Consider the following 14,272-nt stretch of genomic DNA (forward strand, 5'->3'; position numbering starts at 1 on the left):
GGATGTTAGAGCTAAAAAACGTTTGTAAAAGTTATGAAGATTTTGCAGTGAAAAATATAAGTTTTACGTTACCACGCGGATATATTATGGGATTTGTCGGACCGAATGGGGCCGGGAAAAGTACGACAATCAAAATGATTATGAATTTAATTAAAAAAGATAGCGGCGAAATAAAAATTTTTGGCAAGGACAATAAGAAAGCGGAAAAGGAAATAAAACAAAATATCGGCTTTGTATATGATGAAAATCATTATTACGAAGATTTAACGTGTGAACAAATGAAACGTATTATTGCACCGTTATATAAAAAGTGGGATGAAGAGCAGTATCAATCGTATATGCATAGATTGCAAGTTCCGAAGTATAAAAAAATTAAAGAACTATCAAAAGGGATGAAAATGAAGTTTGCGATTGCCATCGCGCTCTCGCATCACGCAGAGTTTATCATCATGGATGAACCAACAGCAGGATTAGATCCAGTTGTTCGAAGTGAATTGCTTGATATGTTGCAAGAAATTGTAATGGAAGATGAAGTATCTGTATTATTCTCAACGCACATTACAACAGATTTAGAGCGCATCGCAGATTATGTTACGTTCATCAATGATGGAGAAATTATATTTACTGGTGAAAAAGACGACTTAATGGAGAACTACATAATCGTAAAAGGAAGTAATGATTTATTAGACCGAGAAGGAAAAGAACTATTTGTTGGATTACGAAAAAATAAATTTGGTTTTGAAGGTTTAGCGAAGGATAAACAAACAATTATCGACTGGTTTGGAAATGAGGTTGTACTAGAAAAGCCTACATTGGACGAGATCATCGTTTACACCGCGAAAGGAAGAGGTGCCTATGCGTCAGCTCGTATATAAAGATTTGTTCTTTTTTCGGGTAACGTGGTTAGTGAATTTTGTTATGCCACTTTTGTTATTTATGTTAGATCCAAGTGGTGAAGGGTTATTTCCGATGAGTTGTCTATTTATAACACTTTCCTCGGTTATGACGTTAATCTTTATGGATGAAAGGAATAAAAGTGACATTGTTATAAATAGTTTACCGGTAAGTCGAAAGGATATCGTCATTGCTAGATATATTTCCTGTGCAATATTTATTGTAGGTGGCATGCTTTCTACGATGTTAGTTGTTTTTCTTATAAGAGGTATTGTGGTCATTGGTGATATTGGTGCCTATCATCCTAATCTATACATTGAAATTCCATGGTATGAAGTAATAAATGGAGCTATTTACGCCTTGTTTTTTGTTGTGATACTTTTCCCTAGTTATTACGGTACAAAATCGAAGATAGTAAGAAGTATAGTATCAGCAGCATCAATGGGAGTAGGTGTAATTTTTTGGATGTTTATTAGTGATGGGCTGAATGAAACAGCACCTTCATTCATTGAGTGGATTATGAATCCGCTGCATATTGGTGTATTTATAATTGGAGGAATTATATTAGCTAGTGTCTATATCGTTTCTATGCTTCTTACAATTAAAATTTATGAAACGCGTGATTTATAGAGAGGAGAATTCATATGCAACAGTTGATTTTGAAGGAGTTTTTTTTACAGAAGAAGATGTTTCCTTTTTATTTTTTAATCCCTATTTTATCTATTTTTAAGAATTCCGTCGAACCAATGGGGATTGCAATAGGATTATTTATAACATGTAGTACGATTATATATATTTCTTTTTATTATGACGAGAAAAGTAAAGCGGAAAAAGTATTAGTGAGTTTACCTATAACGAGAAAAGAGATAATTATAGCTAAATATATTTCAAGCACATTATTTATTATGGCTGGTTTAAGTGTAACTTTTATAGTCGTAATATTAGGAAATATTTTATTGGACAGGGATATAGTCATGCCTGGATATGCAGTGTTTTCAGCGATAGTAGCAACTTTGATTTATTGTGTAGTAACGATACCGACTAATTACATTGGGGGATATAAAGTTATTACAGTCTTGAATTTGATTATGCTGTTTCCTTTAATAGGTATGATTGGTCTTATGTGCAATATTTTTGGTGATAAAACAATTATGTTAAAAGTACTTCACTCTCAAGAGGCTACACAAGCAATGGGTGTTCTTGGTATTGGAGTATTAGTGAGTATATTCATATCAATGTTCCTCTCAATGAAAATGTTTCAGCAGGCAGAGTTATAGATGGGACATTTTCATATTAGGAGGTGCAAAACATGATCAAGCAATTAGTTTTAAAAGATATGATGATGCAAAGAAAGTTAGGGTTTGTTTATCTTATATGTTTTTTGTTCCTGCTCATTGTTGATTTTAGTAGTGATAGTTTTTTGATGACATTTAGTATGTTTGTACCTGCTCTTGGCATGATACTGTCAATGAGTTATGAGGGGAAAAATAAAAGTGAACTGATAGTAAATAGTTTACCGTTTGACCGTAAAGATCTTGTCATAGGGAAATACATATTTGTAAGTATTTTAGTTGCTCTAGGTGGATGTTTCTCACTAGTGATTGGTTTAATACAGTTGCAAAATGAGCATATGACTGGATTTATGCTGTGGGGAGAAATTCTCGGAGGTATAACAGGTGGGTTTGTTTGTAGCATAATTGTACTTCCGATTGAATTCTCAGTAGGATATAGCAGTGCCAAACAAATTGCTCCGTTCGCCGGACTTGCATTGGGATATTTGAGTGGATTGATTGTAAGTAACGTTTGGTTAGATGTAGAGAATGCTTGGAGCACAAGTCTAGTCGTAAATATTTGTTTTATAGCAGGACTCATTCTTTTGTATATTATGTCCATGTTTTTCTCAATTCATTTGTACAATGAACGTGATCTGTGAGAGGAGGAAAATAGCGTTGAAACAACTAATTTTAAAAGATTTCATCATTCAATGGAAGTTTTTAATTTGGTACATACTGTATCCTGTTTTCTTTTATATGGCCTTAACAGATACGGAAAATCTGTTCATAATTATGTCCGTAATTATTACAGTTGGAGCAACGGTAAAAACATTTGAAGCAGATAGTAAAAATGAGAGTGAAGTTATAGTAAATAGTTTACCAATATTGAAAAAACATATTGTATTTGCAAAATATATAGTAGCAATTATTATTCTTTTTATAAGTGTAACGGTCGGTTGTTTTACGATGGGAATGAAGAATGGGGTTAACCTATTTGAATTTATTGAAACGACAATGGTTGCTAGTATTAGCTTTATTTTAGTTTATTTAAGCTTTGTTTTACCGATATCGTTTTGGTTGGCCTATAAAAAAACTATTTTTATTGCGATTTTTATACTAATAGCACCTATGGCCGTTTCTTCTATTTTCTTTGGAATCAACCTAGAACAAATTCAACTATACAACAGCTTGTTATTCATTAGTTCAATATGCATGTTCATAGCATCTGTCTTTGTTTCAGTGAAATTGTATGAGAAGAGAGAATTTTAAAAGGTGCCCTATAAAAGGCACCTTCTTCAATAACGACAATAGGAAAGTAAAAGCTTATAAACAGAGAGGTTACTCGGTACAACATCTTTTGGAGTATGTAATATAAAGCTGAAAACGATAACGAGAATAAGAAAGAGGAAAAATAAAAATAGGATTTGCTTATGTATAGAATTTTGCATATTATTCACTCCTTTTTTAGGTAGTATGTCCAAAAGAAAGGAGTGTATGAAAAATGTTAGGAGGGGAGAATGATGAATAAAAGAAAATGGTTATATAGAATAGGGGTATTTTTATTTTCAATTGGTCTCATATTAGCAAATGCTTATTCAGATATACCAACGTTATTTCCTAGTTTGCATAAAGTGATTGGTATAAGTATTGTCATAGTTGGTCTTCTTTGTCTTATCACATCAAACTTCTACAGAAAGTCTGAATGAATATAAAAAAGGACAGTTACTCTTGTTCAGAAGAACTGTCCTTTTTAAATAACTTATTCCATAGCTTGGCGATACTCCATATAATGACGATTGCAATGGAGGCAATAATGGACCAAACGATTGATATCATTTCAAGTGTCATGTTAGGAAGGAATGTGAGAATGGATACTACTTTATGAAACAACCATTCTATTATATGAAAACTAATTTGCAGTAGAATGACGATACCAAGCGTGATCCATGCTAACAGTTGCTTCCCTTTTTCTTTCCACATGACATTCACCTCACGTTAGCTTAATAGTTTTAAGCCAACAGCGCCGCATAGAATGCAGCTTAAGAAAGCAAGACGACGCCAATCCGCTGATTCGCGGAAAATAAGGATGCCTAGAAGTGCACTTCCGGCAGTTCCGATTCCAGTCCAAATCGCGTAAGCAGTTCCCATCGGTAATGTGTTCATCGCAAGGGATAAGAAGAAGAAGCTTACGCCGAAGTTAGCGATTAAAATAACTTTTGGTGCCCAGCCTTTCTTTTCAGTGGCTACTTTCATAAAGAGTACACCAATAATTTCACAAATACCAGCTAGAATTAAAAATACCCAAGCCATTTTATGCGGCCTCCTTCGCTTCTTTTTCTTCTGTTACTCGTTTTAAACCAATTACGCCGAAGAAGATTAAACCAATTAATAATACTTTTACGATAGAGAATGGCTCTCCGAAAATGAAAATTTCTGTAAGAACGATTCCACCAGCTCCAATTCCAGTGAAGACTGCGTATACAGTACCAACAGGTAAATCTTTATAAGCTCTAAATAATAAGACGAAACTAATTGTAATTAATAATGCAACACCAGCCCATTCAAGTGGAGCCTCCGCGTGTTTTAATCCAATTACCCAAAAGATTTCAATAATACCAGCTAAGATTACATAAATCCATGCCATATGTCATTTCTCCTTCCTACCAGTCGTTAGGTAAAGGGCTTAAAAACGACGCATTGCAAAGGAGCAATCCGTCAGTTTGAAAGGCCTCGCCAAAATACTTGCCAAGAGGCGTTTAAACGAGTCTCAAAGCGATTTAAACCTGCGAATAGTAGCTCAACCATAAGTCCGTCTAGTAAGCATAGGAAAGCTTCTAGAGCGTCTTTTACTTCAATGTTATGCAGTTCACTTTTCTCGTTTGCCTGTTTAAATATAGGGAATAAAAGTTTTCCAACGTTTTCAATGTGTGTATTTGCTTTTTCGATAATTTGTTCGCGAAATGCATCAGGTGGAAAATAAGAAGTTCGTAACCAAAACATTGATTCTTCACTTTCACCAAATCGTTTTGCGTAGCCCTTTAGTAACTGTAAGAGCAATTCTTCAGTAGACGCATTTGAAAAATTTTCGATATCGTCTGTGAAGCTTTGTAAATCTTTTTGAAGAGCGGATTCTAAGCATATAAAATATAGCTCTTCTTTTCCTTTAAAGTGTGCGTAAATCGATGGTTTTTTAATCCCAACTTCTTGAGCAATATTTGCTAATGAAGTTCCTTCGTAGCCGTAGCGTGCGAAATGAGAAAGTGCTACAGCTTTAATGCGGTTTGCTGTCATTTTCATCCCCTACCTACCGTTCGTTAGGTTCATTATATGCGAGTAAAAATATAAAGTCAATAGGTGAAGAACTGAAAAAGAGCGCTATAGGTAACGCTCCTTTTAGACAGTATCTCGCTCAATTAAATGGAATGAAAGTTCTTTTGCGTTCCCGATAATTTGCTCACTTTGCATTTGTTTATGGAATAAAGAAAACGCATGTGAGCCCATTGCGAGACCGGGATGTTCAATTGTTGAAATTTCTAACGCCTTTGAAATTTCATGATTATCAAATCCGAGGATAGCAAGGTCTTCGGGTACTCGAAGGCCTTGTTTTCGAGCTTCTGTTACTAAACCTGCTGCAACTTGATCGTTTGCTGTAAAAATAGCGGTTGGACGATTTTTCATATTTACAATACGATGGAGTAATTGTGCACCGTCTTGCATTGTATAGCATTGATGAAAAATCCATTCGGGATGTAACGTTTTGCCCTCCTTACGAAGTGTATCAGCAAACGCCTTTTCGCGCTCCATAGAATTTGCGCTCGTTTTTCTTGCTAAACAAATTCCGATTTTTTCATGGCCTTTCTTGAGTAAATAGGCGGTGCCGAGACGGAATCCTTCATAATGATCTACGTAGACGGATGAAATGAGAGGGTGGTTCATTTTTTCGCATGAAATAATAGGAGCAAATTTTGCGAAAGGTTCAATTTGTTCCCATGAACTTGTTCGAGAGCAAATAATCATCCCGTCGAATTGTTTCATTTTCATCATTTCCAGAACACGAATTTCTTCAATACTATCGTAATTCGTTTGACATAAATTAATGTGATAGCCAGCTGCTAACGCTTCGTTACCGATTCCTTCAATAATGGTACTGAAGTATGGAAGGTTAATGAAAGGGAGCATAACACCGATCGTATATGTTTTGCCCTTTATTAAATGAATAGCATTTATATTTTTGGCATAGTTCAATTCTTCAACAGCATCTAGAACACGCTTACGTTTTTCTTCTTTTACGTAAGGGTGATTATTCAGGACACGAGAAACAGTTGATATGGATACACCAGCGGTTTTTGCAATTTGTTTTATATTGGCCATATGTATCACCTCTTCCTCTTATTATAAAGGGAAAATAATAAGAAAGAAAAAATCTTGACCTGAAAAGCTTTTCACAAACTATGGTATGAATAAGACTTCTTTTTATTCGCGTAACCTTTTCACTTGGGCGTAAGAATGATAGGGGTCTTTTTTGTTTGCAAAAAAGTTTTGTCAAAATGTGTGAGAATAACGTGGAAAGTTTTCAAATGAAAAAACTAGCTGAATCGTTCAGCTAGTTTTTGTATGTTATTATTTCTTTTTAATTTTTCCAGTCCACGTTTTGAATCCACCTTGTAATTGGTAGAAATCTTTGTAGCCTTGTTTCTTTAAGTATTGAGCCGCACGACCAGTACGGAATCCACTTTGACAGTATAAGTAAACTGGTTGATCTTTACGAAGTTCTTTATGACGAAGGCGAATTTGTGATAACGGAATGTTACGTGCGCCTAAAATATGCCCTGCAGTATATTCGTCTGCTTCGCGAATATCGATAAGCTGTGCTTTACGGTAGCCAGCGCGAAATTCTTCTTCTGAAAGTGTTGTAATTAATTTTTTCTGATAGAAATACATCCATACAGTGTAACCGATGAACGCTACGATTACGGCTAATAAAATAATCCAAGTTGTTGACACGATTCTATCGCTCCCTTTTTTCTTATCCTACTTTCAATATTATAATGCCCGTATGTATTTATGCAACAGATTCATTTGTATATAAGAAGAAATTTCGTATTCTTTCACAAATTTTGTCGAATTTGGTAGACTAGAGAATGTGAAAAATAATTGGTTATATGAGGTGCAGGATGGGAAAAGAAAAATGGTGTTATATTAACTCTGGTCAATGTTCACCGGCATTTAATATGGCGTTAGATGAATGTTTATTAAATTGGCAAAGTGAAAAGAAAATGCCACCAACTATTCGTTTTTACGAATGGGAAGTACCAACATTAACAGTCGGGTATTTCCAGCGTGTTGAAAAAGATATTAATATGGATGTAGTTAACGAAAAGAAATATGGATTCGTTCGTCGTCAAACAGGCGGCAGGGGTGTATTACATGATAAAGAATTAACGTATAGTGTTATTGTGTCTGAAGATCATCCGAATATGCCAAAAACAGTTACAGAAGCGTATCGTGTTATTTCGCAAGGTTTACTAGATGGTTTTAAAGCATTAGGGTTAGAAGCGTATTATGCAGTTCCAAAAACAGAAGCAGATCGTGAAAATTTAAAAAATCCACGCTCAGGCGTATGTTTTGATGCACCGTCTTGGTATGAAATTGTAGTAGAAGGAAGAAAAATCGCAGGTAGTGCGCAAACACGTCAAAAAGGTGTTATTTTGCAGCATGGATCGATTCCGTTAGAAATAGATTTAGATGAGTTATATGATCTGTTTTTATTCCCGAATGAGCGTGTAAAAGAACGTATGAAGAGTATGTTCTCTTCTAAAGCGGTAGCAATTAATGAATTAACAGACCGTACGTTTACAATCGAGCAGTTAATTAAAGCGTTTGAGGTTGGGTTTGAAAAAGGATTAGATGTAGAGCTTGTTCCGTATGAATTAACAGAAGAACAATTACATGAAGTGCAAACATTAGCAAAAGAAAAGTATGAAAGTAAAGAATGGAATTATAAAAAATAAGAGGTGGCAATTGCCGCCTCTTATTTTTTTATAGTAAATTAAGTACTTTTTCTACTTTGATTCCTTTATCTTGTAAAGAACGAAGGCGATTGACAACGTCCATAATTTCTTTGTCGAATGTAACGCTAATACCTTGGCTTTGTAGTTCTTCTTTTAAGCTTTCAATAGAATCATCTATGTCGATGCCAAGCTCGTAATCTTGACAAACTTCAATTGTCTTTTTCACGAGTTTCACATAATTTTCTTGTAGTTTTGAATTTGTTTCAGTTAAAGCAGATTGCTTCGGTTTTGCAGGCGCGACCGGTGTTGTCTCTTGCTTTGTAACTGGAGTTGGTACTTCTCGTTTCACAGGTGCTGGAGTAGATAATTCCACAGCTGCTTCTACACTTACTGGCTTAGGTGTCGGTGCCGGAGTAGGTTTAGGTTTAGGTGTTGGTGCTGTGGCAGGTGTTTCCACACGTGTAACAGGCTTTGGAGCAGGTGTAACTGCTTTTGGAACTTCTACAACTACTTCTTTTTTCGGAGTAGCTTCTACAACTGTTTCTTCTTGTTCAGCAGCCTCTTTATTTTCTTTACTCCACATAACGCGTTCTATTTCTAGAGAAACATTATTTTTGTTCATCGCTGTTAATGTAACTTTACCAACTTCAGCGTTTCCAGTGAAATCAACAATTTTATAAATAACACTCTTGTTCCAATCCACGTTTCCGCTCAAAAATAATTCTTCGTTACATTTCGGCGTTAAGCCCTCGATTTTAATTTCTGCGTTTACACCGTTTTCACTATATACCATAATTAGCGAAGCATTTACATCTTCGTCTGCTAACATTAGTTCACGTACCATTTTGCCGGTGCGTACTTGCGTTTTCTTCTTAACTGACATCTAATTTCTCCTCTCAAAAATTCAGTAATAATAAAAAAATCGTATAACGAAAAATAATTGCTCACGAAGATTTATGATACCGATAATAAAAGCATCACGTCAACAATTAACTTTAATTATTTTGCATTTTTCTTATTTTCTTTATGAAATTTTTCAATTTGTAAAATTAGACAGAAGAAAAACAGCCTGTTGAAGGGCTGTTAAAACGTGGAAAACTTTAATGCGTGTTAATTTTTCATCGTTTCCCATACTAACGAGAGGAGGGAAGCGTATGAAACCATTTATGCCAAAACTCGTTTACTTTGAACCGAAGGCACTTGAATATCCACTTGGAAAAGAGCTGTATGAGAAGTTTACGAAGATGGGACTAGAGATTCGTGAAACGACATCCCATAATCAAATTCGAAATTTGCCGGGTGAAAATGATTTGCAAAAGTATCGTAATGCAAAAGCAACGCTTGTCGTTGGGGTGAGGAAGACATTAAAGTTTGATACGTCAAAACCGTCAGCTGAATATGCAATTCCGCTTGCAACAGGATGTATGGGACATTGTCATTATTGTTACTTGCAAACGACACTTGGGAGTAAGCCTTACGTTCGCGTGTATGTGAATCTTGATGAAATATTTGAGAAGGCACAGCAATATATGGATGAAAGAGCACCTGAAATAACAAGGTTTGAAGCTGCTTGTACATCAGATATCGTTGGGATTGATCATTTAACACATGCATTAAAGCGCGCGATCGAATTCATTGGAGAAAGTGAGCATGGGCGTTTACGTTTCGTTACGAAATATTCGCACGTTGATCATTTATTAGATGCAAAACATAACGGGAAAACTCGTTTCAGGTTTAGTATTAATTCACGTTATGTAATTAAAAATTTTGAACCAGGGACATCACCGTTTGAAGAAAGAATTGAAGCGGCTCGTAAAGTAGCAGGCGCGGGTTATCCACTTGGATTTATAGTGGCGCCGCTTTATATGCATGAAGGATGGGAAGAAGGATATCGTGAACTATTTGAGCGATTGTACAATGCATTAAACGATTTGTCGATACCGAATTTAACATTTGAATTAATTCAACATCGCTTTACAAAGCCAGCAAAAAAGGTTATTCAAGAGCGTTATCCGAATACGAAGCTTGAAATGGATGAAGAGAAGCGTAAATATAAATGGGGACGATATGGCATTGGGAAATACGTATATAAAAAAGATGATGCGGAAGTATTGGAAGAAACGATAAGAGGTTATATATATGAGTTTTTTCCTGATGCAGAAATACAATACTTTACTTAAGAGGAGTCTGTATGCAAATACAGATTCTTTTTTGTTTTATATATTTAGGCTTGTTTTCAACTTGTCACGTTATTCTTTCTGGTGTATCATTTTATTGATTGCTTCGTACGGAATGAGCAAAATGAAATTGGATGGAGGAAACCGATGCCTACCCCTAGTATGGAAGATTATATTGAACAAATTTATTTGTTGATTGATGAAAAGGGTTATGCCCGCGTATCTGATATTGCTGAAGCGCTTAGTGTACATCCATCCTCTGTAACAAAAATGGTGCAAAAATTAGACAAAGATGAATATCTAATTTATGAAAAATATAGAGGGCTTGTATTAACATCAAAAGGTAAAAAAATTGGAGAACGTCTCGTATATCGTCATGAATTGTTAGAGCAATTTATGCGTATTATCGGTGTGGATGAAAGTAAGATTTACAATGATGTAGAAGGAATTGAACATCATTTAAGCTGGGAAGCAATTGATCGTATTGGTGACTTAGTGCAATACTTTGAACAAGATGAGGTTCGAGTGGAAACACTTCGTGGCGTTCAAAAAGCAAATGAAGAGAAAAGTAATTAAGGGGAACGTACGTCGTTTCCTTTTTTATTTCAATCGAAAAGGATGGGAGAATGATGAAAGCAATTATTTTTGATTTTGATGGATTAATTGTGGATACAGAAACAATATGGTTTCACTCTTTCAGAGACGCCGTTCGTGAGTACGGTGGAGATTTACCTTTAGAGGAATTTGCAAAATGTATTGGAACGACAGACGATGTACTGTATGAATATTTAAATGAGCAGTTAAAAGAGAAGTTTGATAAGTATGCATTAAAAGAAAAAGTGAAAAATTTACATAAAGAGAAAATGAAAATACCAGAAGCTCGTGACGGGGTAAAAGAATACTTAGAAGAAGCGAAAGAAATGGGATTAAAAATCGCATTAGCTTCCAGTTCCTCTAGAGAATGGGTTATTCCTTTTTTGGAAGAACTACAAATTCGAGATTATTTTGAAGTCATTAAAACGAGAGAAGATGTTGAGAAGGTAAAACCAGATCCAGCACTTTACCGAGTAGCAATAGAAGATTTAGGAATAGATTCGTCTGAAGCCGTGGTATTTGAAGACTCGTTAAATGGATTGAAAGCAGCGATTGCAGCGGGATTAACGTGCGTTGTTGTACCGAATGATGTGACACGTAATTTACCATTTGAAAATCATCACCTTCGAATTGAAAGTATGAAAGATAAAAGTTTGAAAGAAGTAATGCAAAATATAAAGAAAGACCGTATCTCCTAAAAGGAAGCACGGTCTTTCTTTTTGTTTTTTTTACCTTCAATGACAGTTAAATGAGATTGTTTTCTTTTTCGCTTCAAAGAAGAAGGATTCCCTTTTTTTCCTTTGTCATTAGAAGTATTTGATTTAAAGAAAGAATTGCTTAGGGGTGCTACATTTTGTTTCCCATGTTTGCGGCTCGATTGTTTTGCAGCGCGCTTATATGAGCTTTGCGAATTTGCAGAACCACTAGAGTTTGTAAACATTTTGTAGAGTAAATAAAAGATACCAACGACAGCCAACATGATACCAATATTTCTTAACACACCCATTGGGTTTGTAATGACAGATGAAACAAGGCCGAATATTGCTAATCCGATAATAAGCACAAATATAGCGAAAGTAAACGAACGACCGTTCATAAGGAACACCTCCTAAAAACATATATTAAAATTAGTATATTAACGATGAGGAAAGGAGTTGAACACCATTTTTAAATAATTATTGTTTGTTTTCTAAACGTAATAATTCTTCAAACGATGCAATGGCTACTTCCACTTGATCATCTGTTGGTTCTTTCGTTGTTAATAGTTGTAGCCATAATCCGGGATATCCAAGTATGCGTAATACTGGAATATCGCGTAATCGATTCGTAAATTGTAACACTTCAAAAGAAATGCCGAGCACGACTGGAATTAATAAAATTCGGTTTACCACTCTGACCCAAAGTGGATCTGTAGGGACAAGGAAATAAACAAACATTCCAATAATGACTGTAAATATAATGAAGCTACTGCCACAACGATAATGAAGGCGAGTTTGTTTTTGAACATTTTCTACAGTCAGTGAAAGGTTATTCTCATAGGCATTAATTACTTTATGCTCCGCACCATGGTACTGAAATACCCGCTTAATAAGTGGGGTTAAAGAAATAAAGTATATATAGCTCAATAATAGCATGAGCTTAATGACACTTTCGACAATGATTTGCCCTGTATGAGATGGGAAAATCGGTCTCGTTAATTCAGCTAGTAGTGCAGGAACTGCTGTGAAAATGACTTTACCGAATATGAAAGATAAAACGCCAACTGCTGCAACTCCTAATACCATCGTTAACTTCGATTGTTCTTCTTTTTTATTTGCAATTTGTTCGTCTTCTTCTGGGTGGACATCAAATCGTTCTGAAGCAAAGTTTAAATGTTTTGCCCCGTTCGCGCTTGCATCCACAATAGCGGCAATCCCTCGTAAAAATGGAATTTTTTTTAGGATAGATAATGCTTTATTACGAACGCGTGGTAATCGATAAAATTCAATCGATTTATCTTTACGACGAACCGCTGTAACAGTATATTCTCTACCGCCAAACATAACTCCTTCTATGACTGCTTGCCCGCCATATATTTGTTTTGACTCTTCTGTCATGTTAACACCAACCTGTATTTGTTTCTCTCTTATGTAGAAAAAGAGGCAATTGTCATACTGGGTTCTGTCATTTTGAAATAAGACAATCACCGAGTTTCCTTTATTTTATCGACAAATACAAGTAGATGACAAGGGAAAATGTTACGAGAGTCGGACATTTCTTATTCTTTTTATAGACAAATTTCGCAGTATTTAAACATGGTTCAAAATAGTTTCGGGCATACTATTGAGCGGAGGTGTCGATGTGAATCAAGAACAATTAGGAACAAGGAATTTTGTGCAAATTGGTTTATTTGGTGGACTTTTTTGGGGAGGGATATGGTATTTCCTTCATATATTTTCATTTACAGAAGCGGGACCGAATTATTTACTATTACCATTTGCCTTTGGAAGCTGGAAAGAAGGGATATGGGGTAATGTGTTAGGAATTGTTTGTATGGCACTACTTTCAATTTTAATTGCCTTTTTGTATAAAGCGTTTTTGGCAAAATTTGAAGGGATTCTTCCAGGGATGATTTATGGCCTATTTTGGTGGGCGTTACTATTTTTCGGAGTAGGGTTAATAGCACCTGCTATTAAAAGTGCACTCCATTTACCGAAAGAAACAATTGTGACGACAATATGCATCTTTATATTATATGGTGTGTTTATAGCATACTCTGTTTCCTACGCAGTAAATACAAATAAAGCTGAGCGAGAAGGAGAAGAGAAGACAAACTATTCAAATAAGTAACTCCTATGTTAAAATGGTATATAGATCTTTAATATTAAGGAGTTTTAAGCATATGAAAAAGGTACTCCTCGTAAACGGTCCTAACCTAAATCGCCTCGGTGTCAGGGAGGTAAATGTATATGGAAAGGGCACGCTAGCGACACTTGAAGCAGATATGAAGCAAGAAGCAGAAGCAATGGGAGTGGAGTTAGAATGTTTCCAATCGAATCATGAAGGTGCGATTATCGATCGTATTCATGAGGCGGAAGATATATATGAAGGGATCATTTTAAATCCTGGAGCATTTACGCATTATAGCTATGCGATTCGAGATGCAATTGCAAGCATTTCGATTCCTGTTATTGAAGTACATATTTCTAACATTCATCAGCGTGAGTCGTTCCGTCACGAATCTGTGACGGCAGCTGTTTGTGCGGGACAGATTGTTGGATTTGGTTTTTATGGCTATAAGTTAGCGTTATTTGCATTAATGGAGAAATTGAGGGAGGCATAA

Annotated in this window: 21 protein-coding genes; 12 read left to right on the forward strand and 9 right to left on the reverse strand. The window is 35.5% G+C overall.

The features are described from left to right. Nucleotides 1-2: 2 nt before the first annotated feature. The 6 genes from AC0L0O_RS03455 (at nt 3) to AC0L0O_RS03480 (ending at nt 3,874) form a co-directional block, all read left to right on the forward strand. Nucleotides 3-875, forward strand: coding sequence for an ABC transporter ATP-binding protein (locus AC0L0O_RS03455; protein WP_000891291.1), 873 nt, complete (start codon nt 3-5; stop codon nt 873-875). Next, nucleotides 856-1,524, forward strand: a complete 669-nt coding sequence (locus AC0L0O_RS03460) for an ABC-2 transporter permease (RefSeq protein WP_001249571.1) — start codon at nt 856-858, stop codon at nt 1,522-1,524. Before AC0L0O_RS03455 ends, AC0L0O_RS03460 begins: the two co-directional genes overlap by 20 nt. Before the next feature lie 14 nt (nt 1,525-1,538). Next, nucleotides 1,539-2,171 carry an ABC-2 transporter permease gene (locus tag AC0L0O_RS03465; RefSeq protein ID WP_001186557.1) on the forward strand — a complete coding sequence of 211 codons (633 nt, stop codon included), beginning with the start codon at nt 1,539-1,541 and terminating at the stop codon, nt 2,169-2,171. Nucleotides 2,172-2,203: 32 nt separating this feature from the next. Beyond that, entirely contained in the window at nt 2,204-2,827 is a 624-nt protein-coding gene (locus tag AC0L0O_RS03470) for an ABC-2 transporter permease (RefSeq protein WP_000595382.1), read from the forward strand. After that, nucleotides 2,811-3,437: an ABC-2 transporter permease gene (locus AC0L0O_RS03475; RefSeq protein ID WP_049778711.1), complete on the forward strand. Its 627-nt coding sequence runs from the start codon at nt 2,811-2,813 to the stop codon at nt 3,435-3,437. The genes AC0L0O_RS03470 and AC0L0O_RS03475 overlap by 17 nt, the downstream gene beginning before the upstream one ends. 248 nt (nt 3,438-3,685) lie before the next feature. Beyond that, nucleotides 3,686-3,874, forward strand: a complete 189-nt coding sequence (locus tag AC0L0O_RS03480; RefSeq protein WP_002037046.1) for a hypothetical protein — start codon at nt 3,686-3,688, stop codon at nt 3,872-3,874. A gap of 16 nt (nt 3,875-3,890) precedes the next feature. On the opposite strand, the gene AC0L0O_RS03485 is transcribed toward AC0L0O_RS03480, so the two are convergent. The 6 genes from AC0L0O_RS03485 to AC0L0O_RS03510 form a co-directional block, all read right to left on the reverse strand. Next, nucleotides 3,891-4,148: a DUF3975 family protein gene (locus AC0L0O_RS03485; protein ID WP_000265381.1), complete on the reverse strand. Its 258-nt coding sequence runs from the start codon at nt 4,146-4,148 to the stop codon at nt 3,891-3,893. A gap of 15 nt (nt 4,149-4,163) precedes the next feature. Continuing rightward, on the reverse strand, nt 4,164-4,478 hold the full coding sequence (locus tag AC0L0O_RS03490; RefSeq protein ID WP_000312623.1) for a DMT family transporter: 315 nt from the start codon (nt 4,476-4,478) through the stop codon (nt 4,164-4,166). Between the two features lies 1 nt (nt 4,479). Continuing rightward, nucleotides 4,480-4,812: a DMT family transporter gene (locus AC0L0O_RS03495; protein ID WP_000312348.1), complete on the reverse strand. Its 333-nt coding sequence runs from the start codon at nt 4,810-4,812 to the stop codon at nt 4,480-4,482. Between the two features lie 71 nt (nt 4,813-4,883). Continuing rightward, nucleotides 4,884-5,465, reverse strand: a complete 582-nt coding sequence (locus AC0L0O_RS03500) for a TetR/AcrR family transcriptional regulator (protein ID WP_002037048.1) — start codon at nt 5,463-5,465, stop codon at nt 4,884-4,886. A gap of 96 nt (nt 5,466-5,561) precedes the next feature. Then, entirely contained in the window at nt 5,562-6,539 is a 978-nt protein-coding gene (locus AC0L0O_RS03505) for a LacI family DNA-binding transcriptional regulator (RefSeq protein WP_001273966.1), read from the reverse strand. 249 nt (nt 6,540-6,788) lie between these two features. Then, complete coding sequence (locus AC0L0O_RS03510; RefSeq protein WP_000108655.1) at nt 6,789-7,172, reverse strand: rhodanese-like domain-containing protein; 384 nt, start codon at nt 7,170-7,172, stop codon at nt 6,789-6,791. Nucleotides 7,173-7,342: 170 nt separating this feature from the next. Between AC0L0O_RS03510 and AC0L0O_RS03515 the strand changes: the two genes are divergently transcribed. Beyond that, on the forward strand, nt 7,343-8,179 hold the full coding sequence (locus AC0L0O_RS03515; protein WP_000514079.1) for a lipoate--protein ligase family protein: 837 nt from the start codon (nt 7,343-7,345) through the stop codon (nt 8,177-8,179). A gap of 28 nt (nt 8,180-8,207) precedes the next feature. Here AC0L0O_RS03515 and AC0L0O_RS03520 read toward each other — a convergent pair whose 3' ends face one another. Continuing rightward, complete coding sequence (locus tag AC0L0O_RS03520) at nt 8,208-9,062, reverse strand: hypothetical protein (RefSeq protein ID WP_000111911.1); 855 nt, start codon at nt 9,060-9,062, stop codon at nt 8,208-8,210. A gap of 271 nt (nt 9,063-9,333) precedes the next feature. Here AC0L0O_RS03520 and splB point away from each other — a divergent pair, with 271 nt between their 5' ends. The 3 genes from splB to AC0L0O_RS03535 all read left to right on the forward strand — a co-directional run bounded on the left by splB (nt 9,334) and on the right by AC0L0O_RS03535 (nt 11,648). Then, nucleotides 9,334-10,359, forward strand: a complete 1,026-nt coding sequence (gene splB, locus AC0L0O_RS03525) for a spore photoproduct lyase (protein ID WP_000802122.1) — start codon at nt 9,334-9,336, stop codon at nt 10,357-10,359. Nucleotides 10,360-10,503: 144 nt separating this feature from the next. After that, complete coding sequence (gene mntR / locus AC0L0O_RS03530) at nt 10,504-10,932, forward strand: transcriptional regulator MntR (RefSeq protein WP_001143076.1); 429 nt, start codon at nt 10,504-10,506, stop codon at nt 10,930-10,932. A 53-nt stretch (nt 10,933-10,985) separates the two neighbouring features. Next, nucleotides 10,986-11,648, forward strand: coding sequence for an HAD family hydrolase (locus AC0L0O_RS03535; RefSeq protein WP_000643912.1), 663 nt, complete (start codon nt 10,986-10,988; stop codon nt 11,646-11,648). On the opposite strand, the gene AC0L0O_RS03540 is transcribed toward AC0L0O_RS03535, so the two are convergent. Continuing rightward, entirely contained in the window at nt 11,645-12,046 is a 402-nt protein-coding gene (locus AC0L0O_RS03540) for an SA1362 family protein (RefSeq protein ID WP_001014457.1), read from the reverse strand. The genes AC0L0O_RS03535 and AC0L0O_RS03540 overlap by 4 nt on opposite strands. Nucleotides 12,047-12,125: 79 nt before the next feature. Further along, nucleotides 12,126-13,046: a DUF1385 domain-containing protein gene (locus AC0L0O_RS03545; RefSeq protein WP_000134184.1), complete on the reverse strand. Its 921-nt coding sequence runs from the start codon at nt 13,044-13,046 to the stop codon at nt 12,126-12,128. A gap of 244 nt (nt 13,047-13,290) precedes the next feature. Between AC0L0O_RS03545 and AC0L0O_RS03550 the strand changes: the two genes are divergently transcribed. Further along, a complete protein-coding gene (locus AC0L0O_RS03550; protein WP_001071119.1) occupies nt 13,291-13,779 on the forward strand; it encodes a YqhR family membrane protein in 489 nt (162 codons plus the stop codon). 52 nt (nt 13,780-13,831) lie between these two features. Beyond that, entirely contained in the window at nt 13,832-14,272 is a 441-nt protein-coding gene (gene aroQ / locus AC0L0O_RS03555) for a type II 3-dehydroquinate dehydratase (RefSeq protein WP_000757082.1), read from the forward strand.

It is taken from the genome of Bacillus sp. GS3m_15504 (assembly GCF_055825275.1).

Bases quoted from the DNA above. Each gene is read 5' to 3' on its own strand.
- AC0L0O_RS03455 (WP_000891291.1), top strand. From the start codon at position 3: ATGTTAGAGCTAAAAAACGTTTGTAAAAGTTATGAAGATTTTGCAGTG.
- AC0L0O_RS03460 (WP_001249571.1), top strand. From the start codon at position 856: ATGCGTCAGCTCGTATATAAAGATTTGTTCTTTTTTCGGGTAACGTGG.
- AC0L0O_RS03465 (WP_001186557.1), top strand. From the start codon at position 1,539: ATGCAACAGTTGATTTTGAAGGAGTTTTTTTTACAGAAGAAGATGTTT.
- AC0L0O_RS03470 (WP_000595382.1), top strand. From the start codon at position 2,204: ATGATCAAGCAATTAGTTTTAAAAGATATGATGATGCAAAGAAAGTTA.
- AC0L0O_RS03475 (WP_049778711.1), top strand. From the start codon at position 2,811: ATGAACGTGATCTGTGAGAGGAGGAAAATAGCGTTGAAACAACTAATT.
- AC0L0O_RS03480 (WP_002037046.1), top strand. From the start codon at position 3,686: ATGATGAATAAAAGAAAATGGTTATATAGAATAGGGGTATTTTTATTT.
- AC0L0O_RS03485 (WP_000265381.1), bottom strand. From the start codon at position 4,148: ATGTGGAAAGAAAAAGGGAAGCAACTGTTAGCATGGATCACGCTTGGT.
- AC0L0O_RS03490 (WP_000312623.1), bottom strand. From the start codon at position 4,478: ATGGCTTGGGTATTTTTAATTCTAGCTGGTATTTGTGAAATTATTGGT.
- AC0L0O_RS03495 (WP_000312348.1), bottom strand. From the start codon at position 4,812: ATGGCATGGATTTATGTAATCTTAGCTGGTATTATTGAAATCTTTTGG.
- AC0L0O_RS03500 (WP_002037048.1), bottom strand. From the start codon at position 5,465: ATGAAAATGACAGCAAACCGCATTAAAGCTGTAGCACTTTCTCATTTC.
- AC0L0O_RS03505 (WP_001273966.1), bottom strand. From the start codon at position 6,539: ATGGCCAATATAAAACAAATTGCAAAAACCGCTGGTGTATCCATATCA.
- AC0L0O_RS03515 (WP_000514079.1), top strand. From the start codon at position 7,343: ATGGGAAAAGAAAAATGGTGTTATATTAACTCTGGTCAATGTTCACCG.
- AC0L0O_RS03520 (WP_000111911.1), bottom strand. From the start codon at position 9,062: ATGTCAGTTAAGAAGAAAACGCAAGTACGCACCGGCAAAATGGTACGT.
- splB (WP_000802122.1), top strand. From the start codon at position 9,334: ATGAAACCATTTATGCCAAAACTCGTTTACTTTGAACCGAAGGCACTT.
- mntR (WP_001143076.1), top strand. From the start codon at position 10,504: ATGCCTACCCCTAGTATGGAAGATTATATTGAACAAATTTATTTGTTG.
- AC0L0O_RS03535 (WP_000643912.1), top strand. From the start codon at position 10,986: ATGAAAGCAATTATTTTTGATTTTGATGGATTAATTGTGGATACAGAA.
- AC0L0O_RS03540 (WP_001014457.1), bottom strand. From the start codon at position 12,046: ATGAACGGTCGTTCGTTTACTTTCGCTATATTTGTGCTTATTATCGGA.
- AC0L0O_RS03545 (WP_000134184.1), bottom strand. From the start codon at position 13,046: ATGACAGAAGAGTCAAAACAAATATATGGCGGGCAAGCAGTCATAGAA.
- aroQ (WP_000757082.1), top strand. From the start codon at position 13,832: ATGAAAAAGGTACTCCTCGTAAACGGTCCTAACCTAAATCGCCTCGGT.